Origin of the sequence: Sorangium sp. So ce834, from assembly GCF_051521425.1 — a bacterium.
GTDB classification, from domain to species: Bacteria; Myxococcota_A; Polyangia; order Polyangiales; family Polyangiaceae; genus Sorangium; species Sorangium cellulosum_D.
In genome coordinates this window covers 4,950,256-4,975,408 of record NZ_CP150351.1, presented here as the reverse complement: position 1 = coordinate 4,975,408, position 25,153 = coordinate 4,950,256, and the positions used below count along the sequence as shown (strand labels likewise).

The following is a 25,153-nucleotide window of genomic DNA, read 5'->3' as shown; positions in this document are numbered from 1 at the left end:
CGCAGCGGCGGCGGGCCGAGGCGGCCGCGTGAAAGAAACGTCTGGCGCCGCTGCTGGCGTGCTTGGACACAGCTGCCTGACACCGGGCAACTGTGCCCAGGTCGAGACTATTCGCTCCAGCGCGGCCAGCCGGCCGCGCGCCCCACGAGCGCGGCGGCCGCCACCGCGCCGCGCGCCCGCAGCGTCGCCCGGGGCAGGCGCGGCTCGCGCGGCGGCGCCACGAACGCCTCCAGCCACGCCTCGGCCGGCGGCCGCGCCAGGACCCCGCCGAGATCGAACAGCGCGAGATCCTGCACGCCGGCCGTCACCGCGACGGCCACGTCCTCGCGCAGCTCGGCGACCGAGCGGTAGACCGGCTCGTCACCGAGCGCGCCCCTCCCCACCGCGCCGACCGAGACGCCCGCCCTCGGACCGAACCGCCGCGCGGCGGCGCGGCACGCCCAGGCGAGCAGCGCGACCGCGTCGCCCCGGCCGAGCGCGCCGCGCGAGTAGCCCTCGAACAGCGACGTGTACAGCATCGCGCCGACCCGCCCCCACGGCGGCGCCGACACGGGCGTCCCGAGGATCCGCTCCCAGCCGCCCGCCGGCCCGTCGGCCAGGACGAGCGGCACGATCGCGGCCGAGGTCGCCGCCCCGCGGCCGTGGATCGCGCCCGCCATCTCCACATACGCGCGCTGCGCGTCCCGCCACCGCGCGTCCCGGTCGCGCGCGCCCGCCCGCGCTCCCCGGACCCCGCCGCCGAGCAGCGCGATCGCCCCGCGCCCGCCGTCGAGCGCCCGGCGCACGTCCTGGATCGGCGGCTCGAGATCGACCGCTATCTCCGCCGCCGCGAGGCCGCGCGCGTCGAGCGCGTCGAGCAGCCGCGCGACGAACGCGCCGAACGCCGCCGCGTTGCCGGCGCTCGCCCAGCGCCCGTCCTCGTCCGCGATCATCGGCCACACCGCCACCCCGACCCCCGCGTCCGCGCACGCCGCCGCGAGATCCGGCAGGCCCGCGGCCGTCTCCGGCCGCACCGCGACCGCGAGCTCCAGCCCGTACCGCCGGAGGAGCGCGAGCGTCCCGGGCGCGCGCACCACCTCGAGCGGCAGGAGCTCGCTCCAGATCCGGCGGCGCGGCGTCACGCCGGCCGCCCGCGCCGCGGCGCCGCGCGCGTGACAGCGCCGCCCGCGCCCCGGCCCCGCCGTTTCCTTTCGAACCCCGGGCAGCGCCCGCTACACTCGCGCGCCATGAAGATCCTCTACGGCGTCGTCGGCGAAGGGATGGGGCACGCCATGCGCTCGCGCGTCGTGATCGAGCGCCTGCTCGAGCTGGGGCACGAGCTCGAGATCATGGCGTCGGGGCGGGCGACCGATTTCCTGTCGAAGCGCTTCGCGGGCGTGAACCGCATCCACGGGCTCCACATGATCTACGAGGAGAACCGGGTCCGCCGCGGCAAGACGCTCTGGTCCAACGTGCTCTCGGGCGCGACCGGCATCCCGAAGAACATCGCCGCGTACTTCGAGCTCATCAAGGACTTTCGCCCCGAGCTCACGATCAGCGACTTCGAGTCGTGGACCTACCTCTACGCCAAGCTCCACCGGCTTCCGATCCTCTCGATCGACAACATGCAGATCATCAACCGGTGCACCCACGACGCGGAGATCGTCGCCGGCCACGAGGCGGGCTTCCAGCTCACGCGCGCGTTCGTGAAGAGCAAGCTGCCGTTCTGCCAGCACTACGTGATCGCCACGTTCTTCCGCCCGCCGGTCCGCAAGCAGGAGACGACGCTGGTGCCGCCGATCCTCCGCCCCGAGATCATCGCGGCCAACCGCCGCCCCGGGGAGCACCTGCTCGTCTACCAGACCGCCGAGGGGAACGAGGCGCTCGCCGAGACGCTCGCCAGGACCGGGCTCGAGTGCCGCATCTACGGGATGCGCCGGAGCATCACCGAGGAGCAGGTCGAGGGGAACCTGCGCTACCGCCCGTTCAGCGAGGAGGGCTTCATCGACGACCTCGCCTCGTGCCGCGCCGTCATCGCCGGCGGGGGGTTCACGCTGATGGGCGAGGCGGTCTACCTGCGCAAGCCGATGCTCGCCGTCCCCCTCGGCCGCCAGTTCGAGCAGGTCCTCAACGCCCGCTACCTCGAGCGCGAGGGGTTCGGCCGCGCCGCCGACTCGCTCGACGACCCGGCCGTCATCGCGGACTTCGTGAAGGCCATCCCCGGCTGCGAAGAGAAGCTCGCGGGCTACTCCCAGGACGGCAACCGCCGGCTGTTCGAGGTGATGGACGGGCTCCTCGATCGCGCGCACGCCGGCGTGCTCTGAGCGCAGCGCGACGGCGCGGCGCGGCGCGGCGCGGCGGCGCAGTGCGGCGTCGTCCTTCCTCGCCCCTCCGACGTCGCCGGACGCTACCGCGCGTTGCGGCTCTTCGCGCTCGGGCGTTGGCTCCAGGACGCCGAGGCGGTCTCCTCGATCCGGATGAGGACGGCGGTGATGTTGTCGCGGCCACCGTTCTCGTTGGCGCAGTCGATGAGCTTGCAGCACGCGTCGGCGAGCACGGCGTTGTCCTCGATGATGCGCGCGATCTCGCGATCGTCGACGAGCCCGTGGAGGCCGTCGGAGCAGAGGAGGAACACGTCGCCGGCCTCGACGCGCTCGGCGCGCAGGTCGACGTCGACGCTGGGGCCGATCCCGAGCGCGCGCGTGATCACGTTGCGGGGCAGGTACGCGAGGTCGCTCTCGGTGAGGTCGGGCCGCTCGAGGAGCGCGTCCGCGATCAGCGAGTGGTCGCGGGTCAGCTGCGCGATATCGCCGTTGCGGAGCAGGTAGCAGCGGCTGTCGCCGGCGTGCGCGACGTAGAACTTCCGCTCCCGCGGCGAGAACGCCGCGGCGACGACCGTGGTCCCCATGCCGCGGTAGAACCGCGAGTCGTCGGCGTGCGCGAAGATGCGCGCGTTCGCGTAGGTCACGGCGGCGCGGAGCCGGTCGCCGGTCGACGCCTTGCGTCGCTTGCCGTTCGCCTCGCGGAAGTAGCCGGCGATGGCGCTCGCGGCGATGCGGCTCGCGACCTCGCCGGCCTCGTGCCCGCCCATGCCATCCGCGACGACGTAGACGTTGAACTCGGGGAGGAGGATGTATCGGTCCTCGTTGTGGATCCGCTCCCTGCCGACGTCCGATAGACCTGCCGCGATGGCGCGCATTCGCCCCGAGTCTAGACGACGCTTGGCCTCTCAGGGAACTGGGTTAATCTCCCCCGCCATGCCCGACCTGGTGATCGACAACCCGTATACCCTCGAAGAAGCCGTCCGCCGGCCCCTCGCAGACCCGACCGAGGTCGACCGCCTCCTCGACGCCGCGACCGCCGCCGCGCGGAGCTTCTCGCGCACGTCCCTCGCCGAGCGCGCCGCCCTCTGCCTGCGCGCGGTCCAGCGCCTCGAGGCCAGCGCGCCGTCGATCGCCGCCGACATCACCCGCATGATGGGCAAGCCCCTGCGCCAATCCCGCAACGAAATCGCGGGGATGGCCAAGCGAGCTCGGCACATGATCTCGATCGCGGAGGCGGCGCTCGCCGACGTGGTCCTCCCGGAGCTCCCGGGGATGGAGCGGCGGATCGTGCGGGCGCCGCTCGGTGTGGTGTTCAACCTCCCGGCCTGGAATTACCCGCTCCTCACGGCCGTGAACGTGGTGATCCCCGCGGTGCTCTCGGGCAATGTCGTGCTGCTCAAGCACTCGCCGCGCTCGCCGCTCTGCGGGGAGCACTTCGCGACCGCCTTCGCCGAGGCCGGCGCGCCCCCCGGCCTGGTCCAGGCGTTCCACTGCGACCACCCGACCTCCGAGCGCATCGCGTCGGATCCGCGCGTCAATTTCGTGGCGTTCACAGGTTCCGTCGAAGGCGGACGGCGGATCTACGCGGCCACGTCGAAGAAGGTGGCCGTCGACGCCGGGCTGGAGCTCGGTGGGAAGGACGGGTCCTATGTCGCAGCCGACGCCGACCTCGAGAAGGCGGTGGACGGGATCGTCGACGGCGCCTGCTACAACGCCGGGCAGAGCTGCTGTGCGGTCGAGCGCGCGTATGTCCACCGCGACCTCTATCCGAAGTTCGTGGAGGCGGCGCTGGAGCTGATGAAGGGGTACGTCCTCGGGGATCCGACGGTCGAGCGCACGAACCTGGGTCCGATGGCGCAGCCGCACGCGCCGGCGTTCCTGGAGGCGCAGGTGAAGCAGGCGCTGTCGCGGGGCGCGCGGGCGCTCTGCGGCGGCCGGGCGACGCAGGTCGACGGCCGCGGGCGGTTCTTCCAGCCGACGCTGCTGGTCGACACGGCGCCGGATCTCGACGTGATGCGCATCGAGTCGTTCGGGCCGGTGCTGCCGGTGGTGCCGGTGTCGTCGGACGAGGAGGCGCTGGCGCTGATGAACGACAGCGATCTCGGGCTCACCGCGTCGGTCTGGACGCGGGACCGCGAGCGCGCGGCGCGGCTCGCGCGCGACCTCGAGGTCGGCACGGTCTACATGAACCAGTGCGACACGCTGGATCCGGCGCTCCCGTGGACGGCGGCGAAGAACAGCGGCAAGGGCGCGACGCTCTCGACGCTCGGGTTCCTGCACCTGACGCGGCCGAAGTCGATCAACTTCAAGCTCGGCTGACGGCCGAGCGGGCAACTTCAAGCTCGGCTGACGACCGAGCGGGCGGCGCCGGCGCGCCGCAGGGCGTGCGCGCCGTGCGCCAGGTTCAACGAAGGCGCAAGGGAGGCCGTGCCGTTTCAGGCCTCCCGTGCACCACGGCTCATGGGGAGTGCTGAGACATGGAAACACAGCAGATCTATCGCGGGCGTCTCATCGATCACATCCAGCTCGTCGTGGCGGACATCGCGGCGAGCAAGAGGTTCTACCGGGCGGTCTTCGACGCGATCGGGGTCCCCATCGGCGGCGAGGCCGACGATTACTTCTGGGCCGACGAGCTCTTCGTCTCGAACGCGAGCTCACGGGCCGCTGCGGGCGCGCTCACCGGTCGGACGCACCTCGCGTTCCAGGCGAGCGACCGCGCGACGGTCGAGCGCTTCCACGCCGCCGCGATCGCCGCGGGCGGCAAGGACAACGGCGCCCCCGGCGAGCGCCCGTACCATCCCGGCTATTACGCGGCGTTCGTGCTGGATCCCGACGGGAACAACATCGAGGTCGTCCATCACGGGCCGGCGAACAGGTCGGCGGACGCGATCAAGATCACGTTCTGACCGGCGAAGGCGCAGCAGGGCTGTCGAAGACGCACGCGGAAAACCTCCTCTCCAGCGCTCTTCACACGCCCTCTCTCCTCTTCTCTTCCCCCTTGCGCCTTTGCATTTCTTTCTCTCTCTGTTTCTCCTCAGCACGACGGCCGCACCGGCTCACCGTCGATGCAGATTCGCTTCCTCGCGACCGGCCTCGCCGCGACGTCGTTGAGGACCACGCCGAGGATGCGGCGGTCGCCGAGCTGCTCGACGGCCCGCGTGAGCGAGGACGCCCGGGTCACCGAGGCGCGGGCGACCACGAGGACGCCGTCGCAGGCGTCCTCGATGACGTTGGCGTCGCCCGAGCCGAGGACCGGCGGGCCGTCGAGCACCACGTAGTCGTAGTAGCGCCGGAGCGCGCGCATGGCGGCCTCGAAGTGGATCGAGTGGAGCGCCGCGGGGTAGCTCGCCTCGAGCGACGGCTCCGCGAGCACCGAGAGCGAGGGGCTGAGGGCGATCACGCCGAGCGGGCGGGCCTCGCCGACCATGCGCCGGCGGAGCTGCTCCGAGAAGCTCGCGTGCGCGGGCAGCCGGAGGCCGAGCGTCGCCGCGACGCGGGGGCGCGCGAGGTGGCCCTCGACGAGGAGGACCCGCGCGCGCTCGGCCTCGGCGAGCGTCATCGCGAGGCGCGCCGCGACCGCGGTCTTGCCCTCGGCCCGGCCGGGGCTCACCACCGCGACCGTGAGCGGCTCGCCGCCCCGCCGCTGATCGAGCCGGTGCCGGAGCACCCGGAGGGCCGCGAGCGCCGATGCAGGCGCGCCCCGGAGCAGCTCGAACACCCCGTACCCCTCGGGGTCGACGTCGGCGCCGAGGATCTCCACCTCGGGCTCGCGGAACCCGGCGCCGCCGGCGTACGCGAGGTGGCGCGTGCCCACGCAGGCGAGCGATCCGCCGGGCGCGCCAGAGGCCGGCTCGGGAGCGCTCCAGGCCTCCTCGGCCGCGCTCCAGGCCGGCTCCGGCGCGCTCCAGGACGGGCCCGGGCCGGCGTCGCCATCGAGCTCCAGACCGTCCGGGAGCGTGTCCTCCTCGCCCTCGGCGAACCCGGGTTGACCCGGCTCGGCGGACCCGGGTTGACCCGGCTGCTCGGCGGACCCGGGTTGCCCCGGCTGCTCGGCGGACCCGGGTTGCCCCGGCGCTGGCCCCGCACGTTCGCTGGGCCGCTCACCGCCGTCCTCGGGCGCGGCGGCGGGCGCCGCGCCGTACGCCGGCACGATCGCGCGCTCGCGGAGCGGCGGCTGCGGCGGGAGCTCCGGCATGGCGGCCAGCAAGGCGGGACCGCCGAGCGCGTGGATGTCGCCGCCGTCGTACAGCGTGTCGTTGAGCAGCACCCGGGCCCCGGCGACGCCCAGCGCGAAGAAGAACGTCACCGCGGCGCCCGCGAAGAACACGCGGCCCCGACCGCGATCCGGCCGGCTCGGCAGGTAGGCCGGATCGAGGACGTCGAGCTCGGTTTCGCTCTTGTTCTCGGCGGCGTCCGCGGAGAGGTCCGCGGCGCGCTCGTTGGCCTGCACGGCCTTCAGGTACTCGCGCGCCCGCTCGAGATCGAGGCGGAGCCGGTGCCACTCGGTCTCGAGCTCGATCACCCGCTCCTCCGGGTCCGGGCCGGGCCCCGCCGGCGCGCGCCGCGGCTCGTCCACAGCCGCCGCCCTGCCGCCGGCGCGCGCGCGCAGGCCCGCGATCTGCCGGAGCAGCGCGCTCCGCTCCGCCGAGAGCGCCGCGCGCCGCGACGGCGTGAGCTCGCCCGCCTCGCCGCGCGGGACCTCGGTGAGGCCCGCGCGCACGAGCTTGAGCGCGCTCTCGGCGGCCGCGAGCTGGCTCCTGGCCGCCTCGACGCGGCGCTTCGCGGCGATGGCGTCCGGGTGGATCGAGGTCACGGTCGACAGCTTCTCGGCGAGCGCCGCCTCGGCCGACACGAGCGCCGCGGCGGCCGCGTCGCGGGCCCGCTGCGCGTCGACCACGCTCGGGGGCAACGGCTGCCCCGGCGCCGCCGCGGGCGAGCGCGCGACCCCGAGCAGCGCCTCCACCCGGGCGAGCTGCCGCTCGAGCGCGGCGAGCTGCGGGTCCATGGCGCGGGGCGGCGGCGAGGCGCGGGCCGCCGCGGGCGCGGGGGCGCCGGGCGAGCCGAGCGGCTGTGGCGCCGGCGCGTACGGCGAGTCGTTGAGACCCCACTGGAACTGCGGATTCTTGGCGAGGAACGTCGCCAGCGCGCGGCTCGCCTCGTCGACCTTGGCGCTGGCCTCGGCGAGCTCCCGCCGCAAAAAATCGCGGGTCATCGTCGCGGCGCCGAGGCTGTCGCGGCGGTAATCGTCGATCAGGATCTGCGTGAGGCGGGCGGCGACCTGCTGCGCGACGAGCGGGTCGTCGTGGGTGAACGAGATGACGTACGTATCGCTGCTCTGCGCGCGGAAGCCGACGTGGCTCTTCATCTCCTCGACCGCCTCGACCATCGAGCGGGCGGTCTTCTCCGGGTACAGCCCGAACGCCTCGATGACGCCGGCGAGCGTCCCGCGCGCGATCAGCGTGTCCTTGAGCTTGGGCCCGAGGCGCGCCGCCCGCGCCGTGCTGCTCTGGGGGTCGCGGCCGGTCTGGATGGTCTCGCGGTAGAGGATGGTGGCCTCGCTCCGCCACACCCGCTTCGTGGCGAGCGCCAGGGCGAGGGAGATGGAGAGCCCGACGGCGATCAGCGCGGCCATCCCGCGCCAGTACATCCGGACGCGGCCGAGGACGCTGATCGCGCGATCGAGGCGCTCGCGGGGTGTGCTCTCCGTGCTCAGGCTGGACATGATGTTCCCCGCACCGCGGGCAGCGCCGTCCGGCGCCGCGCGGCGCAACGGGCGCGCCCGGGGCGCTTTGCCCTCGCCCGGCAAGGCGCGTGCTCGCGGGCGCGTCACCCAGGGACGCACCCGCGCGAGGGGTCGAGAGGGGCGCAGATGGGGTGAGGAGGACGAGCGCCGTGGACGTTGCGCGTGCGGTGCGGGAGAGGTCCTTCGCGGACGTGCTCAGGGAGCCCGGCGCGCCTCGGTCTTCTTCAATCGCAGCCTCTCGATCGGCGGGTGCGATCGGCGCACGCAGCGCCGACCTCGCAGAGCGATGTGCGCCGGCTTCAGCGGCGGCCTCCGCGCGGTCACCAGCGAAGCAACCTCAATCCCTGAATTCTCGGAAAGCTGCGGTCATCTCACGTTGCCACGTCGTACCCCACGGCCAGCGCAGTCGCCGCAATCAGCAGGTCGTGTGCACCAACAGGAGAGGCCTGTAGATACGCTTCGGCGGAGTTGTAGAGCCCTGTCATCGCCGCTTCGCCCGCCCTCGATGCGGACCTCTTCCACCCAGTCCACGAGCAGGCCGTAATGCGCCATGCCATCGACGTCGGTGTCGTGGACGCGCTCGCCGCTCACCTGGCGATCGAAGATCACGGCGCGATCCCCGCGAACTGCGGTCCCCAGTCCGGCCCACAGCATGAGGGCGTAGCTCACCGGCACCGCGCCCGCGCCCCGCGGGCCGGCCTGGGCGCCAAGCCCGTTCGTGTCGGCGCCATGGCCCATCGCCGCCGCCGCCTCCTCGCCATCGCCGGCCTCCACGCGGAACGCGGCCCAGCCGCCGGTCCCTTGACAGGGGTAGGTCGAGATCTATCTTCTAGATATATCTTTTAGAATATCGGTCCGGCGCCGCAGGGAGGCCCGGGCCTGGCGCCGGGGTCGTCCGCCCACGCGCGCGCGGCAGCTGAGTGCTCGCCGCCGTGGCGGTCCGCCGCCGAGCAAGAGAGGGATCGCGTCTATGTTCTGGGGATGTGAACATCATCATGACCACCACCATCACGCAGGCCCGCGCGGGCCGCGGGGTCCGTTCGGGAGGGGCCGGGGCGGCTTCGGCGGCGGGCCGCCCGGCTGGTGGGGCGACTGGTTCGGAGGGCCGCCGCTCCGCGCCGATCGCGGCGGCGTGCGCTACCTCGTCCTCGACGCGCTCGCCGAGCGGGCCCGCCACGGCTACGAGGTCATCCAGGCGATCGAGCAGCGCAGCGGCGACACCTACCGGCCGAGCCCCGGCGTCATCTATCCGACGCTGCAGATGCTCGAGGAGCTCGGCCATGCGCGCGTCATCGAGGCTGACGGCCGCAAGATTTACGAGATCACCGACGCCGGGCGCGAGGACCTCCAGGCGAACCGCGAGTACGTCGACGAGTTCTACGAGCGCTTCGCCGAGAGCTCGTGGGAGCGCTTCGCCGAGGACTTCGGCGACGTCATGAAGCGCGTCGGCGCGCTCATGAGAATGCTCCGCCACGCGATGCGCCGCGGGCGCCTCACGCCCGCCGTGCTCGCGCGCACCGTGAAGGTGCTCGACAAGGCGGCGGCCGAGATCGAGGAGCTGCTCGGCGAGGATCCGGAGAAGCGCCCCGGCCGGCGCCCGTGATCCGCGCGCCGGCGCGCCGGCGCGCCGAGACCGCGCCGAGGGCCGCAGCCCGCATCGCGCGCCCCGCGCGGCGACCTCGCGGCACGGGCGCTGATCCGATGTCATGACATCGGTCATCCGCCGACCACACACGCATTCAATCCTTCACATCACACATTCGAGCGGGCCTGAGGCCACGTCCGTTCACATCGGACACGCGGAGCGGTCGTGGAGGCCGCGCAATGTTGGCTCGCCCTCCAAACGATCTTGTGATCGAGATGCGATTGGCCTAATCTGCTTGTTGCGCTCGGCGGGCACGGGGGGCGCAGGGGGTCGACGCAGAGCTGATCTGCGGACCGCTCGTCGGGCGAGTGGCGTCTGAGGAGAGTGCGCTGGGGAGCTCGCGCGGCGGGGCGCCGCGGGGGACTGCGCGGTGGTCCATCGAGGCGACGGATCCAGCGCGAGCATCGTGCGGAGGCGGAACGTGAGCATGAAATCCATCGAGCACGTCGTGCTCGTCATCCTCGAAAATCGCTCCTTCGACAGCGTCCTCGGCTGGCTGTACGCAGACCCGAGCGCGGGCCCGGCGCTGAACATCCCGGAGCCCGCGCCGGGAGAGCGCCGGTTCGAGGGCCTGGCGGGCCTCGATCCGGCGGCGTTCACCAATGTCGCGGAGGGGCTCAGCTGCGCGCCCGTGAAGGGGGCATCGGCCATGAACGTGCCCTGCGTCGCGCCGAACGAGGAGTTCGCGAGCGTGAACGTCCAGCTCTTCGGACAGGAGGACGTCAGGCCCGGCGACACCCCCACCATGAAGGGATTCGTTCAGGATTACATGGCGGCCCTCAAGAAATCGGGCATCGCCGACCGCGCTCCGGACGCGCTCCGGGACCTCGCCGGAGAGGTCATGGAGAGCTACACCCCCGACCAGCTCCCGGTCATCAACGGGCTCGCAGAGCACTACGCCGTCTGCGATATGTGGTTCTCGTCGGTCCCGTCGCAGACGAACCCCAACCGGGCCTTCGCCTTCTGCGGTACCTCCCTCGGGCTGACGGACAACGGCTGGCTCGAGAAGGACCCGAGGGCCGAGCTGGTCCAGGAGAAGGTCGGGTATCGCCTCGGCGACGACCAGTTCGAGACGACCACCCTCTGGAACGCCCTCCACGAGGCCGGCCACGACGACTGGGCGATCTTCTGGCAGACGAGCACCCTCCCCGAGAAGATCTCGATCGCCCTCACCGGCGGGAAGACCCGCCTCCAGCCGCTCATCGAGCACATCGTCCAGTTTGCGGAGGACCTCGACGCCGATCACCAGAAGTACCTGGTCGAGCTCTCGTCCGGCGATCTCCCGTCCTGCTACACGTACCGGCTGTTCCCCGGCCTGCGCGCGATCCCGGGCGTGGAGCGCCGCTTCGCGCGCGTGGAGCGGTTCCACGAGCAGGCGCGCGCCGGGGCGCTCCCGCGGTTCAGCGTGATCGAGCCGTTCTGGACCGTCTCGCAGGCGTCCACGGATCTGACGTGGGAGCAGAGCCTCGCCACCGCGCTGGGCAACGACTACCACCCGCCGGGGAACCTGAGCGCGGGGGAGACGTTCCTGCAGAGCGTTTACATGAGCCTCATCGCGAACAGGGCGGCCTGGGAGAAGACGCTGCTCATCGTGACGTTCGACGAGGGCGTGGGCACCTTCGACCACGTGCCGCCGCCCGCCGCGGTGCCCCCGTGGGGGCGCGGCGGCTCCGCGCCCGCGACCCAGCACGGCTTCGACTTCGCTCGTCATGGCGTCCGGGTGCCCGCGATCCTGGTGTCGCCGCGCATCCGGCGAGGCACCGTGTTCCGCTCGACCCGCGATCAGCCCTACGATCACACCTCGCTCATCGCCACCATCCTCAAGTGGTACGGGGAGGAGCGGCGCCTGCCCGCGTTCCAGCAGCGCGCGATGGGCGCGCCCACGTTCGAGGAGGTCCTCACGCTGGAGGAGCCCCGCCGTGACGAGCGCGACGTCCGGTTCCTCCAGGTGAAGCGCGAGCCGGGGCAGCCGCTCAAGTACCTGGATCGGTTCACCCTGAGGAGCCACGCCGGCGAGCGCGTCTCGGCCGCCGCCCGAAAATCGACGATCCTGGGCTTGCTCTCGCTCTCGGACCCGAAGGTCGCGGAGTACTTTCCGACCCTCGGCGGCGAGGCCGTCCAGCTCTTCCTGGAGAAGAGCGCGAGGGAGGCCAGCGCGGGCAAGGTGCGCGACGGCGACGAGGTCGCCCTCGTCTCGACCGAGGTGGAGATCGGCGCCTACAACACGCTGGGCGCGTGGAGCCTCACCGGGGACTGTTACTATTTCAACGATTACGATCCGGCCGTGGACGAGGACAGGTACGAGAAGCAGACCTGGGTCCTCGAGGCCGTGGAGAAGGGCCGACCCGTCCAGTTCGGGGACGCGGTGGCCTTCAGGAACAAGCGATCCGGGGCGTACCTGGCCCCGGACGGGAACGGCGTGAAGACCCATAGGAGCGCTTATCATTGGATCATCGAGCCGATCACCTCCCCGCCCGACGCGCAGCGCGGCAGCGCGGCAGCGAATCGTCAGTGAACCCGAAACACCCATGGAGCAGAGCATGAATCGTCTTTCGTCCGACATCGAAGAGATCGACGGTGAATACGACGTCGTCGTCGTGGGTTCGGGCTACGGCGGCGCGATCATGGCGTCGCGGCTGGCGCGCGCCGGCATGAAGGTCTGCGTGCTCGAGCGCGGGCGGGAGCGGCAGCCGGGCGAGTATCCGAACACCCCCCTCGAGGCCCTCGCCGAGATGCAGATGAACCTGCCGGAGGTGGGTCACGAGGGCTCGCGCACGGGGCTGTTCGATCTGCATGTCAACAAGGACATCGGCGTGCTCGTCGGCTGCGGCCTCGGCGGCACCTCCCTCATCAACGCGAACGTCTCGATCCGCGCCGAGCCGCGCGTCTTCGACGACCCGCGCTGGCCGGTCGAGCTCCGGAGCGAGAAGATGGAGCACCTCAACACCGGATACAGGCTCGCCGAGCGGATGCTCTCGCCGACCCCCTACCCCGAGAGCTACCCGCCGCTGCCCAAGCTGACGGCGCTGCAGCGCTCGGCGGAGGTGATGGGGCAGCCGTTCCGGCGCACCAACATCAACGTGACCTTCAAGGACGGCGTCAACGCCGCCGGCGTCGCGCAGAAGGCCTGTAACAACTGCGGCGACTGCTGTTCCGGCTGCAATTACGGCTCGAAGAACACCGTGTTGATGAACTACCTCCCCGACGCCAGGCGGCACGGCGCCCACATCTTCGTCGAGGTGAGCGTGCGCCACGTCGAGCGGCGGAGCGACGGGAAATGGAACGTTCATTACCAGGTGCTCGACACCGGCCGCGAGGCGTTCGATGCGCCGACCTTGGTGGTCACCGCGGACATCGTCGTCCTGTCCGCCGGGACGCTGGGCTCGACCGAGATCCTGCTCCGCTCGAAGGAGGTCGGATTACCGCTGTCCGACCAGCTCGGCCGGGGGTTCAGCGGCAACGGGGACATGCTCGGGTTCGGCTACAACTGCACGCCGAAGCTCGAAGGGATCGGCTTCGGACACCGGGCGGTCTCCGCGACGTCGCCGGTCGGGCCGTGCATCACGGGCGTGATCGACATGCGCAACCAGGCCGACATGAAGGACGACATCATCATCGAGGAGGGCGCGATCCCCGGCGCGCTGGCGCCGCTCTTGCCGCTCATGTTCCAGGCGGCCTCCTGCACCGGCGGCTCGAACACGGCGCCGCAGAACGCGGTCGCCCAGGGCGTGCGCGAGGCCGAGTCGCTCCTCCTCGGCGCGTATCACGGCGCCACGATGCACACGCAAACGTATCTCGTGATGGGGCACGAGGCGAACTGCGGCACGATGAAGCTGGAGGGCGATCAGCTGCGGATCGACTGGCCGCAGGTGGGCACCGAGCCGATCTTCGAGAAGATGAACACGCGCCTCTTCCAGACGACGACGCCGCTCGAGGGGATCTCGGTCAAGGACCCGATCTGGTCCCCGAAGGTCGGCGACAAGCTGATCACCGTGCACCCGCTCGGCGGCTGCATGATGGCCGACTCGGCCGAGTCGGGCGTCGTGAACCACAAGGGCACGGTCTTCGCGTCGAGCGCGGGCACCGCGGTCCACGAGGGGCTCTACGTGTGCGACGGGTCGATCATCCCCGTCTCGCTCGGCGTCAACCCGCTGCTCACGATCTCGGCGCTGGCGGAGCGCTGCGCCATCCACCTCGCCCGAGACCGCGGGCTCCACATCGATTACTCGGACAAGGGCCCGATCCCGCCCGAGCCCCAGGCGCGCAAGCCGGGGATCCGCTTCACCGAGACGATGAAGGGCTACTTCTCGAAGGCGGTCGACAGCGATTTCCAGACGGCCGCCGACCTGGGCAAGCAGGAGGATTCGAGCTTCAAGTTCATCCTCACGATCGTGTCGGAGGACGTCGACGCCATGATCGCGAGCCCCGAGCACGAGGCGCGCACGCTCGGCACGGTGGACGCGCCCGCGCTCTCGGGGCGGCCGCTCACGGTGACGCACGGGACGTTCAACCTCTTCGTGCAAGATCCGAACGCCGCCGACACGCGGCTCATGAAATACAAGATGCGGATGCGGTCGGAGGAGGGGCGCTCGTTCTATTTCTACGGGTTCAAGGTGATCACCGACCGCCCGTTCTGGGACGCGTGGCACGACACCACCACGCTCTACATCACCATCCACGAGGGCGAGGACGAGACGGGCCCGGCGATCGGCAAGGGCATCCTGGTGATCGAGCCCGAGGATTTCATCCGTCAGCTCGGGACGCTCGACGTCACGAACGCGAAGAACGCCGAGGAGCGCCTCGCGACGACGGTGAAGTTCGGGCGCTACTTCGCGGGCGTGGTCTACGATTACTACGGCGGCGTGGCGGCGCCCCTGGAGTTCGCCGACTCGAACCCCCCGCCCCAGAAGCGCAGGCCGCTGCGGGTGCCCGGCCCGCGCCTCTACCCGTTCAAGAGCGGCGATGGAGTCGACCTCCTCCTGACGCGGTACCAGGGCGGCTCGAAGGGCCCGGTGATGCTCGCGCACGGGCTCGGCGTCTCGAGCCGCATCTTCTCGACCGACGCCATCGAGACGAACCTGCTCGAGCACCTCGTGGCGCACGGCTACGACGTCTGGCTGCTCGACTTCCGGTCGAGCGTGCTGCTCCCCGCGTCGAAGACGCAGTACACGGCCGATCAGATCGCGCTTTACGACTACCCCGCCGCGGTGGCGAAGGTGCGTGAGGCCACCGGCGCGGCGGGCGTGCAGGTCGTCGCCCACTGCTACGGCGCGACGACGTTCACGATGGCGATGCTCGCCGGGCTGAAGGGCGTCCGCTCCGCGGTGATCTCGCAGATCTCCACGCACGTGGTCACGCCCGCCATGGTGCACCTGAAGGCGGGGCTGCACGCGCCCAGCGTGCTCGAGGCGCTCGGCGTCGGGTCGCTCACGACGAACGCCTCTTCCCACGAGGGGTTCTTCTCGCGCCTCTACGATCGCGCGCTCGAGCTGTATCCCGTCGGGGACGGCGAGCACTGCAACAGCGCGGTGTGTCATCGGATCTCGTTCATGTACTCGCTGCTCTACGAGCACGCGCAGCTCAACCACGCCACGCACGAGCGGCTCTACGAGCTCTTCGGAGAGGCGACGATGCGCGCCTTCGAGGGCCTCGCGCTGATGACCCGCAAGGGTCACGTGGTCGACGCCGAGGGGAAGGACGTGTATCTGCCGCACCTCGATCGGATGGCGATCCCGATCCGCTTCGTCCACGGCGCGGAGAACCAGTGTTTCCTGCCGGCGAGCACGGAGAAGACGGTCGAGGTGCTGTCGGCGAGGAACGGCGCGGGCCTCTATTCGCGCAACGTCATCCCCGGGTACGGCCACATCGACTGCATCTTCGGGAAGAACGCGTCGACCGACGTGTACCCGTTCATGGTCGAGCACCTCGACCGCACCTGAGGCCCGCGCCGCGGGCCGGGGCAGCGGCCTCGCCGCGCGCCGGCGCGGCGAGGCCGCTGCCTCTGCGTCACAGCCGCTGTGAGTAGTACTCGATGATGAGCTGGACCTGGATCGGGAACGGGATGCTCGTCTCGTCCGGCAGGCTGGTCACGCGCGCCTGCCGGGCGTCCTTGTCGACCGCGAGCCACGAGGGGGCCAGGAGGTCCGCTCTCGCGAGCGCCTCCACGACGGTCTGGTGATCGCGGCGCCGCTCGCGCACGCTCACCGTCTCTCCGGAGCTGACGCGGTAGGAGGGGATGTCGACGCGCTTACCGTCGATGAGCACGTGCCCGTGGGTCACCAGCTGTCGCGCGGCCGGGATGGTGCGGGCGAAGCCGGCGCGGAAGACGACGTTGTCGAGCCGCCGCTCCAGGAGCTCGATGAGCTTGGTCCCGGCGGCCAGCTTGCTCCTGCGCGCCTCGAGCATGAGCGTCCGAAGCTGCGTGTCGGTCAGGCCGTAGTTGAGGCGGACCTTCTGCTTCTCGCGCAGCCGCAGCGCATACTCGCTGAGCTTCTTGCGGGCCTGGCCGTGCTGCCCGGGGGGGTAGGGCCGGCGCTCGGTCTTCTTCGCCGAGAGCCCGGGGAGCTCGACCCCGAGCGCGCGCATGACCTTGACGCGAGGTCCGGTGTAGCGGCTCATGGCCAGGCCCTCCGCGAGAGAGCGCGCGCGTCGCGCGGGGGGGGCGCGGCGCCGTCGGGCGCAGGTGCGTCAACGTGTTCCTGAAGGTTCATCGAGATCCTTGTCTTGTTTCCTGGTCTGTTCTTGAGGGCTCACACGCGCCGGAGGTGGCGGAGGATCGGGAAGCGAGATTTGCGGAGGAAGCGCGCGAGCCCGTTCGTGGCGCGAACGCGGGCGCCGAGCGGCTCGGGGTAGTCGTCGTCGTGGAGGACCCGCAACCACGGGAACGTCTCGACGCTCCCGTCATCGCGGTGGAGCTCCACGTGGCGCGCGCCCCTCGCGGTGGCGGGGCGTAGGCGGAGGCCGGGGGTCGCGTCGAGCAGGAGCTCCACATCTCGCGCGAGGCGCAGGGAGGCCTGGGTCAAGAAGGCGGAGATCCGCTCGGGGCCGAGCTGGGAGAAGAGGCCGAGGCCGAGGATCAACGTGGGCCAGCCGCGCGCCTCGGAGAGCTGATCGATCCAGTGATCGCAGCCAGGAGACGCGGCGGCCAGCGCGTACCGCGGCGTGCGAAGGGCGCGCGGGCGCTTCCAGGCGACCACGCGGGGGACGTCGATATCGATCCAGTGGAGCAGGCCGTTGTCGATGCGTGAGAATCGCGTGCACGGGCCGGTGAAGAGCCCGATGGCCAGGCCGTCCGGGTGACGGCGGAAGAAGTCGTGCACGACGTCGTCCACGAGCCGGGCGCGGGCCGCGAGCGGGCGGAGCTCCTGCTCGGTGAAGCCGGCGCGCTCGACCTCGAGCAAGCGCGCGAGATGGCGGGCCTCCTCGTCGTGGAACCCGAGGTCCGGGAACGCGTCGGATGCGTAGGCGCACGCGGCGACGCCCGCGAGCTCGCGTCGAGCAAACGAAGGGGCCTGGTCGACATTGAAAGTCATTTTCATTTTCATGACAGATCTGTGGGTTGCTTGTCAAGTTGGCGGCTCGGCGATCTGCGATCTGCGACCTGAACCAGGTTCGACCTGCTGCTGCCTCAACCTGCAGCCTCAACCGGGTTGACCAGCGGCGTGCCCAGCACCTGGCCGACGAGTCACCGCGGTGAGGCTGCTAACGCCCTCTCCCGGCAAGGGCGACCGTTTGGAGGCCTCGTTCGACCGATCGCTCCCCGGAGCGGCGCGTCAGGCGCGTCGGGCTGGCCCAGCGTCGCGCGCCGGCCGCCTTCATCGACGTCGCCATGGTGCGGAGCGCGCGGAGCTCGATGTCGTCGGCGATGCGTTCTTCGAGGAAGCGCATCGGCGAGCCTGGCGTTCGCGCGCTCGCCCAGAGGAGCGCCGCCGCTTCCCTCGCCGGCGCAGCGGCGCGCGCGCTCGCCCAGCGGGCCGCGAGCGCGGCGACGCAGAGCCCACGGTAGGTGCGCACCTCGTCGGCGAGCACGGCGTCGAGCGCGCTCGCGAGCCGGCGCGCCGCGCGGGCGTTCGTCAGCGCGCGGTCGAGGAGGACGCGCAACGCTTCGCCGGACGGCTCCTCCGCGACGGCGCCGTCCTCTCTTCCCATCGCGGCGCTTACCAGGGTGCCGATCGCCTCGCACGAGAGCGCGAGCGCCACGATCAGCCGGAGGACGCGCGGCGAGCAATGCCACGGGTGCGAGCCGGCAAGCCCGAGCGGAGCCCTCGCGGGGGCGAGCGCTGCACCGAGCGGCGGGGGGTCGCTCCGCCACCCCCGAAGTGCCGCTGCGCGCTCGCCGACCATCGGCGACGGCGCTGCCGGACCGCCCTTCACGAGCGCCTCCTCCCGCCGCCCGCCACGCCGCGAAATGCGCGGCACCCAACGTCGCGAAACGAGAGCTGCCGCCAGAAGGCAACGAGGCCGTCTTCAACCCCCGCCAGGGCGCGCCTTGGATTGATAATGATCTTCATTTTCAATAAAATAGGGCGAAGCGGATGGGCGGGTCAAGAAATTTCGCGGGGTGCGGCGACTCGATCCGGCCCGATCCGAATCCGACCTGACCCAGGTTGCGGCGACCCGACCTGACCCAGGTTGCGGCGACCGAGGCCACCCAGACCCGACCCGGGTTGAGGCGTGATCCCAACCCGGGTCGGATCGCTGCGCTGCTGCGCCGCAACCTGGTTCGGGTCGACCTGACCCAGGTTGCGGCAACCGAGGCAACCCAGGACTGACCCGGGTTGAAATCAATGGCGTCCCAACCCGGGTCGGGTCGGTCGGTCGCTCAACCTGGGTCGGGTCGGTCGGTCGGGTCGGTCGCTCGACCCGGGTCGGGTCGGGGTTGGCCGGCGGTCGGTCCCTCAACCTGGGTCGGGTCGGTTAGGCGCAACCCGGGTCGGGTCGGTTGAGCGGTCGGGCCAACCTGGGTCGGACCAACCAGCTCAACCCGGGTCGGGCCAACCCGGGTCGGGCCAGTCGGGCCAACCCGGGTCGGGTCACCTCGTGGATCAGGTCACCCCGCCGCCTGCGCTGAAAGCAGCGCGCGCATCGCAGGCGTCACGACCTCCGCGATCGCGCGGCTCCACGAGGCGGCCACCACGACGCCGCCGGGGCGACCGTGCGCAGCGAGCGCGTCGGCGTCCGCGTCCGTCGCCGCGGCGGCCGGCGACGGCGCGGCGAGCCCCGCCTCGAAGGCCGCCGCGACCGCCCGGCGCACCGCCTCCCCGCCCGTCTGCAGCGCCCAGGCCACGAAGCGCCACGCGAGCTCGGCGTGCCGCGCCTCGTCTTCCGCGATCGCCGCGAGGACGCTCCGGACCGCGGCGTCGGTCGCATGCGCGAGCTGCTCGCTGGCCTGCACCGCCGCCAGCGTCTCGCCGATGCAGCCTTCGCGCACGGCGCGCGACGCGAGCTCCGCCAGGTCCGACGTGACCTCGACGACGCCGCCAAACGGGAACGGCGCCGGCTCCAGCGCCGCGCCGGCGTACGCGCTCGCCAGCCCGAAGCAGAGCGCCGCGTGGCGCACCTCGTCGCGCGCGGCCTCGTGCGCGGCCGCGAGCATCTCGGCGGGAGCGCCGACCGCCATCATCTCCAGCGCGAACCGCGAGAACGAGGCGACCGATGCGTGCTCGAGCAACGCGTCGCGGAGCCACGCCTCGGCCAGCGCGGCGCGGGCCTCCTGCCCGAGCCCCGCGAGGTCCGGACGCGGCGCGCCGCCCCACCCGCCCGCATCTCTCCGCTGCTCCCGCGCGGTGCGGGCGCGCTCGCCCACGAGAAACGGCCGGCCCGAGCCGCCGCAGTTCGCGGTGAACTCGTAGCAGCACTGGCCATTTCGAAAGACGCCGTCACCGATGCTGCTGTACCAGCACCCAGGCGGCGGGAGAGGGACGTTCGCGCCGACGGGATCGAGCGGCTCGCAGGCGCCCGCAAACACTCCGCCGGAGCCCCCCGCCCCGCCCTGCCCTCCCGCGCCGCCCTGCCCTCCGCCTCCCTGCGCCCCGGGCTCGACGCACACCGTTCCTTCCTCGCTCCACGAGACGCCGCCGACCTGCACCGTCGTGACGGGATCGGCGCCCCCGCCGCCCTCCCCACCCATCCCACCACGCGCCCCCGCGCCATCCTCGCTCGCGCCGCCGCCGCCGCCATCGCCCGGCGCCGGCTCCTCCATGACGACGCTGGCGCAGGCGACGTTGTCAATCGCCAGACCGAGCGTCGCGGTGGCGAGGATGGCTCGGGTCAGACGGCGAGCGAATGCGCTTCGGAAATGAGCGGGAGGCGTGATGGTCATTGGACCATCGAGAAGCATCCCGCATACCAGCAAGATTCGCGGGATTCAGGGCTCCTCCGCCGGCGTGCACGGCACAGCGTGGCACACCACGCCGGCGCAGCTGTGCCTCGATTCAGACCAGAAACCCCCGCGCTCGCGCGATCGCCTCGATCGCCGGCCGCCGCCGCTCCAGCTCGTCGACATCCTTGACGGGAAGGAACCGGGCCGCGAGCCCCTCTCGAGGCACACGCAGGAACCTGGCCGGGAGACCGAAGGTGATCTCGTTCAAGATGCGCTCGAACTGGATCGCCTTGCGATCTCCCACCTTCTTCTCGACCTCCACATAGACCCAGTCCATCGCGAGCGCGCTGAGCGCCGCGGCGCTCGCAAGGAAGGTGTTGGTGTTGAAGACCGGCACCACCTTCGGATCGAAGCCGACCGGCAGCCGGAAGTCCTCCGCGATCACCGGGCGGCCGTTCCACCGCAACGGGCCGCCGCCCTTGTCGCCGCCCTTGTCGACCACCTCGACCGTGAGCGGCCCGCCGTGGCCGAGGTGCCAGCCGAGGATGACCGGATCCACCGTCGCGCCGAGGTTGTCGAGGTTGGCGATCCAGACGGTCCTTCCGCCGCGCGCGAGGAAGCGGCCGAGGATGCCGCTCTCCCGGAGCGCATCCGGCAGGTCGCCGTGGCCGGTCGCATAGACGCTCGGCTCGCCGTTCTCGTCGAGGAACAGCTCACCCTCCGGGGTGAGGCGCAGGGAGACGTGCTGCTCGAACGTGGTGCAGAGGTCGCCCTGCTCGTCGAGTCGCGCGCCGAGCGCCTCGCGGATCGGGCCGTCCGTCGCCTCGCTGGTCATCAGCCACAGCGGCACCGGGACGCCCGTCTCGCGCCGGAGGTGATCGCTCTCGGCGAGGCGCAGATCGAGGAAGGTCCGACCGGGCAGCACCTCCACGAGCGCCTTGACCACGCCGCCCATCCGGGTGGCCATCCCGCCCGCGAGGACGCAGAGCGCGACCTCGCCGCGCCGGAGCGCGGCAAGGCCCGCCTCGCGGCAGCGGGCGTGCTCGGGCGTGCCCTCGGCCGGCAGCTCCATGACGTCGCCGGGCGCCGGCGGCTCGACCGTGCCAGGGAGCCGGTTGCGGGCATCCCGGTCCTTGCCGATGGACGCGGCCCACCGGGCCACACGGTCGGGGTCGAACCCTCGGGCCCGGAGGCGGGCGAGCAGCGGGGCGGGGAGCGCGGCGATCTGCTGGGCGAGCGAAGACACGCTATCTTCAAAAGCACGATGCGCTGCGCGAGGCAACGGCAGAGTGCAGCGGTTCGCGCGCGCAGCCAGCGCTCAGCCAGAGCCGAGCCAGCGCCCAGCGAGTTTTCCGGCGACGCCGCTCCCCGCGTGCGCCATCGGGCTCCGGGCCGCGCTGAATGCCTCGTACGCTGTTCCCTGATGGGCGTCCGGAGATGCCGATTTCAGCCGCGTCCGCGCTCGCCCGCTGGCGCGCGCCGCTACGCGTTCTTCGCGAAGGGCGCCATGTGCTCGGCGAGCGCCTTCTGGAAGGCCGGCCGCGCCTCACACCGCAGGCGGTACGCCTCGAGGGCCGGGATCTCCGCGACGAGCTCCGTATGGCGCAGGATGCGCAGCACCGTGGTCATGAGCAAGTCCCCCGCGGTGAAGCGATCCTCGAGGTAGTCCCGCTCGCCCAGCCAGCCGGACAGCTTCGTCAGCCGCGCCTTGACGGCCTTGACCGCCGACGGTCGGCGTAGCTGCGCCCATTCCTCGTTGGGATGGAACAGGTCGATCTCGGCGAGGTTCTGGACGTGCGGCTCGACCGTGTTCAGCGCCGCGAACATCCACGATTTGGTGCGCGCACGACCGACGGGATCGGACGGCATCAGCGCCTCGGAGCGCTCGGCGATATGCAGCACGATGGCGCCGGACTCGAACATCACGAGCCCGTCCTCCTCGTAGGCGGGCACCTGCCCGAACGGCTGAAGGCGGCGGTAGTCCGCGGACGCCTGCTCCTCGTTCCCGATCAGCCGCTCCTCGTAGGTGAGGCCCGCCTCGGCCAGCGCCCAGCGCACGCGGAGATCGCGCACCAGCCCTCGTGCAAAGGGCGGAACCCAGCCGAATGCGCATACCGTGATCTTGGGCATCTAGATTTTCTTCTCTCAGGGGGCTGACCGGTGAGCTGCCGATCCGCCGATTCCAGGCCAGAGGGGATGGGGACCGATCCGCGCGAGGTCGTCTCGGCCGCTCCGGCCGATCCGGCTCTGGCCGAGCGGTGCGATCCGAGCGCCGGCGAGGCTACCAGCGCCCGGTCGCGCTCGTCCACCCCTCGATCCGCCGCCGTCCACGCGCGGCGCCGCGCCCCATGTCTCCTCCGGCCCGAGGCGCCCGGCAGCGCGCGAGGCTCGCCCGCGAGGCGGGATCCATGGCGCCCTCGCGGCGCGGCCCGTCGACGTGAATCACGGTGGCGCGCCGCGCACGCCTCTCGCGATCAGCGGCCCGCCGGCTCCAGGAACAGCTCTTCCACCGCCGTCGCGGTCGCCGCCCGCTGGAGCCATCGCTCCAACACGCTCAGGTCCGTCTCGCTCAGGATCCGGCCTCTCGCCTCCTCGCCCGCGGGGATGCCGCGCGCGGCGAGGATCATCAGGATCGCCGCCGACAGCCGCCCCAACGCCTGCTCTGCCCGCGCCTGCTCCTGCTCTGCCCGCGCCTGCTCTCGCTCGATCCGGGCCTCGGCGGCCTCGATCATCCTCTCCAGCTTGCCCACCAGCTCGCCGGCGGTGACCAGCTCGGCCGTGTCCGCATAGAACCGCAGCCGATCTGACTCCACCGTGAGATCCAGCTCGAGGACCTCCGATCGGTACCGCCCGACGCGCGAGGCGATGCTCTCGTAGCGCCGCACGCCCGTGGACGGCAGCCTGTAGCCTCGGAGGTGCCCGCGCTGGATGTCGTAGACGAAGTACTCGCGAATCCCGAGAGCCGCATACCTCGCGACGTTGTCGACGAAGTCCTTGCGCCAGTCGCCCGCGTAGTGCACCTCGATCGCCAGGTCGATCCCCTTGCCTTCGGCGCTGACCATCCAGCAGAGGCGCGGGCCGGGATCGACGTCGGTCGCCGCGATCACGTCGGGCGTGAAGCCCTTCTCGCCCGGGTAGTAGACCTTGATCTCGGCGCCGATGTAGATGCGCCGCCCGCGCCGGCCGAACCACGCGCGGAGCGTGTCGCGCGCCTCCATCTTGGCGTCGAGGTGCGGGTCCCCTTCGGCCATGGCCTCGCGCTCGTCGAGCTCTTCCTGCGACTCCGAGGCGAGGAGCGCTCGAACGGCCTGCTCCCGCTGCGCGGGCGACATCGCCGCCCACTGCGCCTCGGTGGGAGCCCGGGGGGCCTCGGCCGGGAGCGGCGCCGCGGTGGGGTCGCCCGGCTTGCGGATGGGGGCCGACATGCCGACCAGCATACCACCCCGGGGCGCGCTCACCCGAGGAACCGGAGCAGGACGTTGAGCAGCACGAGCACGGCGAACATCCCGCCGCACACGAGCGCGACCTCCCTCAGGGACACGCGCACCGAGATGCGGGCGTCCTCGGCCCGCGCCGCGCCATAAAGCGCAGCGGAAGCGCCGAGCGTCATGTAAAGGACGTCCTTGTAAGCCCACGACAGGAAGAAGATGCCGATCAGCGCGCCGCACAGGCTCACGAAGATCGCCGGCGCGAACCGCCTCGCCGCAGGGCCGACCTCGGCGTCGCCCAGCCAGATCGAGAGCGGTACTTTGATCGACGCATACAGGACGAGCGCGAACAGGCACATCCCGAGCAGGCCCGTCTCGGACGCGGCGAGCAGGTAGGAGTTGTGGGCGGTCAGGCCGAGCGACGACTCGTCGCCGAACTGCCCTGCGCCGACGCCGATGCCCCGGGTGCGCCGGATCATCTCGAACGCCTCCCGGAGCAGCTCGACGCGCTCCTCCGAGCTCTCGCTCGCCTCGTCGCCGCTCCGGCCGCCGAGCAGGAGCATGGGCGGGCCGATGAAGCAGGCGGCGACGACGCCCAGGGTCCCGCTCCACCGGACGAACGTGAGGCCGAGGACCGCCAGGTACACGATCACCCCCGAGCGCGAGCGCGACAGGACGACCATCGCGCCGATCGCCGCGATGGCGGCCACCACGGGGAGCGCGCGCAGCGCCGCGGCCGCGCGCGAGAGCAGCCGATCGGTGAGCAGGAGCGGCAGCGCAGGCCGAAGGCGCGCCCCGCAGGGCGGCGCGGGCGCGCGCGGGACGGCGTCGCCTGGGGTCGCGGGCGCGCGCGGGACGGCACCGCCGGGAGCCGCGGGCGCGCGCGGGACGGCACCGCCGGGAGCCGCGGGCGCGCGCGGGACGGCACCGCCGGGAGCCGCGGGCGCGCGCCGGCCGCCGCGCCGCTCGGCGAGCGCGATCGCGAGCGGGATCGACATGCCGGCCATCAGGGAGAGCTCGTTCGGATCGGCGAGCGAGCCGCGGTAGCGGACGCGCCCGTCGATGGTCGACGTGCCGAGCGGCCCGGGGCGCTCGCACCGGTAGTTGCCGTCGGGGACGGGCGGGTCCTTGCGGCAGTCGAGGTTTGTCTCGCAGGGGCGTCCATCCGGCTCGAGCTCGCCCTTGCCTTCCCAGTCGTCGGGCGCGGCGAGCATGCAGCCGTAGGGCTGGAACGCCTGCACGATCGCGACCGCGGTGGTGACGACGGCGCAGCCGACGAGCGTGATCGCGAGCGCGCGCACCCCGCGCGGCGAGGCGGCGGCGAAGGCGGCGGCGAGGAAGACGCCCGCGACGGTCGCGAGCTGCAGGCCGCGCTCCTCGAGGACGGCCGGGCGCTTGAGCGCGGTGGTGAGGGCCGCCCAGGCGAGGAACGCGAGCGCGTAGACGACCTGAGGCGCGAGCGTCGGCTTGAGCCGCCGCCACACGACGTCGAGGGCGACGCAGAGCAGGGTGAGCCCGAACGCCGCGTGAACGAGCGGAATCCCCTCGAGCGCGGGGATGAACTCCTGCGGCTTGAGGATGACGAGCGCGCACAGCGCGCACACGACCCACGCTGCCATGGTGTGGCGCGCCGCGAGCGCCGCGCGGGCCGCCCGCGCCGCGGGCTCGCGACGGCCGCGGCGAGGCGCCCCGCGCAAGCGCGATGAGCGCGGC

18 protein-coding genes are annotated in these 25,153 nt (G+C 72.0%); 6 read left to right on the top strand and 12 right to left on the bottom strand.

Annotation, left to right across the window (positions count from 1 at the left end):
• Window positions 1–107: 107 nt before the first annotated feature.
• Complete coding sequence (locus tag WMF20_RS18055; protein ID WP_437615236.1) at window positions 108–1,121, bottom strand: hypothetical protein; 1,014 nt, start codon at window positions 1,119–1,121, stop codon at window positions 108–110.
• A 105-nt stretch (window positions 1,122–1,226) separates the two neighbouring features.
• Between WMF20_RS18055 and WMF20_RS18050 the strand changes: the two genes are divergently transcribed.
• Window positions 1,227–2,303, top strand: a complete 1,077-nt coding sequence (locus WMF20_RS18050; RefSeq protein WP_437615234.1) for an MJ1255/VC2487 family glycosyltransferase — start codon at window positions 1,227–1,229, stop codon at window positions 2,301–2,303.
• 83 nt (window positions 2,304–2,386) lie between these two features.
• Here the strand turns inward: WMF20_RS18050 and WMF20_RS18045 are convergent, their stop codons facing one another.
• On the bottom strand, window positions 2,387–3,178 hold the full coding sequence (locus WMF20_RS18045; RefSeq protein WP_129575523.1) for a Stp1/IreP family PP2C-type Ser/Thr phosphatase: 792 nt from the start codon (window positions 3,176–3,178) through the stop codon (window positions 2,387–2,389).
• Window positions 3,179–3,236: 58 nt separating this feature from the next.
• Here WMF20_RS18045 and WMF20_RS18040 point away from each other — a divergent pair, with 58 nt between their 5' ends.
• Complete coding sequence (locus WMF20_RS18040) at window positions 3,237–4,622, top strand: aldehyde dehydrogenase family protein (protein WP_437615232.1); 1,386 nt, start codon at window positions 3,237–3,239, stop codon at window positions 4,620–4,622.
• A 158-nt stretch (window positions 4,623–4,780) separates the two neighbouring features.
• A complete protein-coding gene (locus WMF20_RS18035; RefSeq protein ID WP_129575521.1) occupies window positions 4,781–5,209 on the top strand; it encodes a VOC family protein in 429 nt (142 codons plus the stop codon).
• Between the two features lie 128 nt (window positions 5,210–5,337).
• On the opposite strand, the gene WMF20_RS18030 is transcribed toward WMF20_RS18035, so the two are convergent.
• Window positions 5,338–8,025, bottom strand: a complete 2,688-nt coding sequence (locus tag WMF20_RS18030; protein ID WP_437615230.1) for a hypothetical protein — start codon at window positions 8,023–8,025, stop codon at window positions 5,338–5,340.
• Window positions 8,026–8,412: 387 nt separating this feature from the next.
• Entirely contained in the window at window positions 8,413–8,820 is a 408-nt protein-coding gene (locus WMF20_RS18025; protein ID WP_437615228.1) for a hypothetical protein, read from the bottom strand.
• Between the two features lie 196 nt (window positions 8,821–9,016).
• Between WMF20_RS18025 and WMF20_RS18020 the strand changes: the two genes are divergently transcribed.
• From WMF20_RS18020 to WMF20_RS18010, 3 genes are all read left to right on the top strand, one after another.
• Window positions 9,017–9,649, top strand: coding sequence for a PadR family transcriptional regulator (locus WMF20_RS18020; protein ID WP_129575519.1), 633 nt, complete (start codon window positions 9,017–9,019; stop codon window positions 9,647–9,649).
• Between the two features lie 469 nt (window positions 9,650–10,118).
• Window positions 10,119–12,206 (top strand): alkaline phosphatase family protein, encoded by a 2,088-nt coding sequence (locus WMF20_RS18015; RefSeq protein WP_437617139.1) that lies wholly within the window; start codon window positions 10,119–10,121, stop codon window positions 12,204–12,206.
• 25 nt (window positions 12,207–12,231) lie between these two features.
• Window positions 12,232–15,630: an alpha/beta fold hydrolase gene (locus WMF20_RS18010; protein WP_437615225.1), complete on the top strand. Its 3,399-nt coding sequence runs from the start codon at window positions 12,232–12,234 to the stop codon at window positions 15,628–15,630.
• Between the two features lie 67 nt (window positions 15,631–15,697).
• Here WMF20_RS18010 and rpsD read toward each other — a convergent pair whose 3' ends face one another.
• The 8 genes from rpsD to WMF20_RS17970 form a co-directional block, all read right to left on the bottom strand.
• Window positions 15,698–16,309, bottom strand: a complete 612-nt coding sequence (gene rpsD, locus WMF20_RS18005) for a 30S ribosomal protein S4 (RefSeq protein ID WP_437615223.1) — start codon at window positions 16,307–16,309, stop codon at window positions 15,698–15,700.
• A 131-nt stretch (window positions 16,310–16,440) separates the two neighbouring features.
• Window positions 16,441–17,223 (bottom strand): class I SAM-dependent methyltransferase, encoded by a 783-nt coding sequence (locus WMF20_RS18000; protein ID WP_437615221.1) that lies wholly within the window; start codon window positions 17,221–17,223, stop codon window positions 16,441–16,443.
• A gap of 169 nt (window positions 17,224–17,392) precedes the next feature.
• A complete protein-coding gene (locus WMF20_RS17995) occupies window positions 17,393–18,064 on the bottom strand; it encodes a hypothetical protein (RefSeq protein ID WP_437615219.1) in 672 nt (223 codons plus the stop codon).
• Window positions 18,065–18,740: 676 nt separating this feature from the next.
• The gene (locus tag WMF20_RS17990) at window positions 18,741–19,892 is read right to left on the bottom strand and encodes a ferritin-like domain-containing protein (RefSeq protein ID WP_437615217.1); all 1,152 of its coding nucleotides are present in this window, start codon (window positions 19,890–19,892) and stop codon (window positions 18,741–18,743) included.
• Between the two features lie 232 nt (window positions 19,893–20,124).
• The gene (locus tag WMF20_RS17985) at window positions 20,125–21,258 is read right to left on the bottom strand and encodes a UTP--glucose-1-phosphate uridylyltransferase (protein ID WP_437615215.1); all 1,134 of its coding nucleotides are present in this window, start codon (window positions 21,256–21,258) and stop codon (window positions 20,125–20,127) included.
• Window positions 21,259–21,494: 236 nt separating this feature from the next.
• Entirely contained in the window at window positions 21,495–22,142 is a 648-nt protein-coding gene (locus WMF20_RS17980) for a glutathione S-transferase family protein (protein WP_437615213.1), read from the bottom strand.
• Window positions 22,143–22,486: 344 nt separating this feature from the next.
• Entirely contained in the window at window positions 22,487–23,437 is a 951-nt protein-coding gene (locus tag WMF20_RS17975; RefSeq protein ID WP_437615211.1) for a Uma2 family endonuclease, read from the bottom strand.
• A 29-nt stretch (window positions 23,438–23,466) separates the two neighbouring features.
• Window positions 23,467–25,059, bottom strand: coding sequence for an O-antigen ligase family protein (locus WMF20_RS17970; RefSeq protein WP_437615209.1), 1,593 nt, complete (start codon window positions 25,057–25,059; stop codon window positions 23,467–23,469).
• Window positions 25,060–25,153 lie beyond the last annotated feature (94 nt).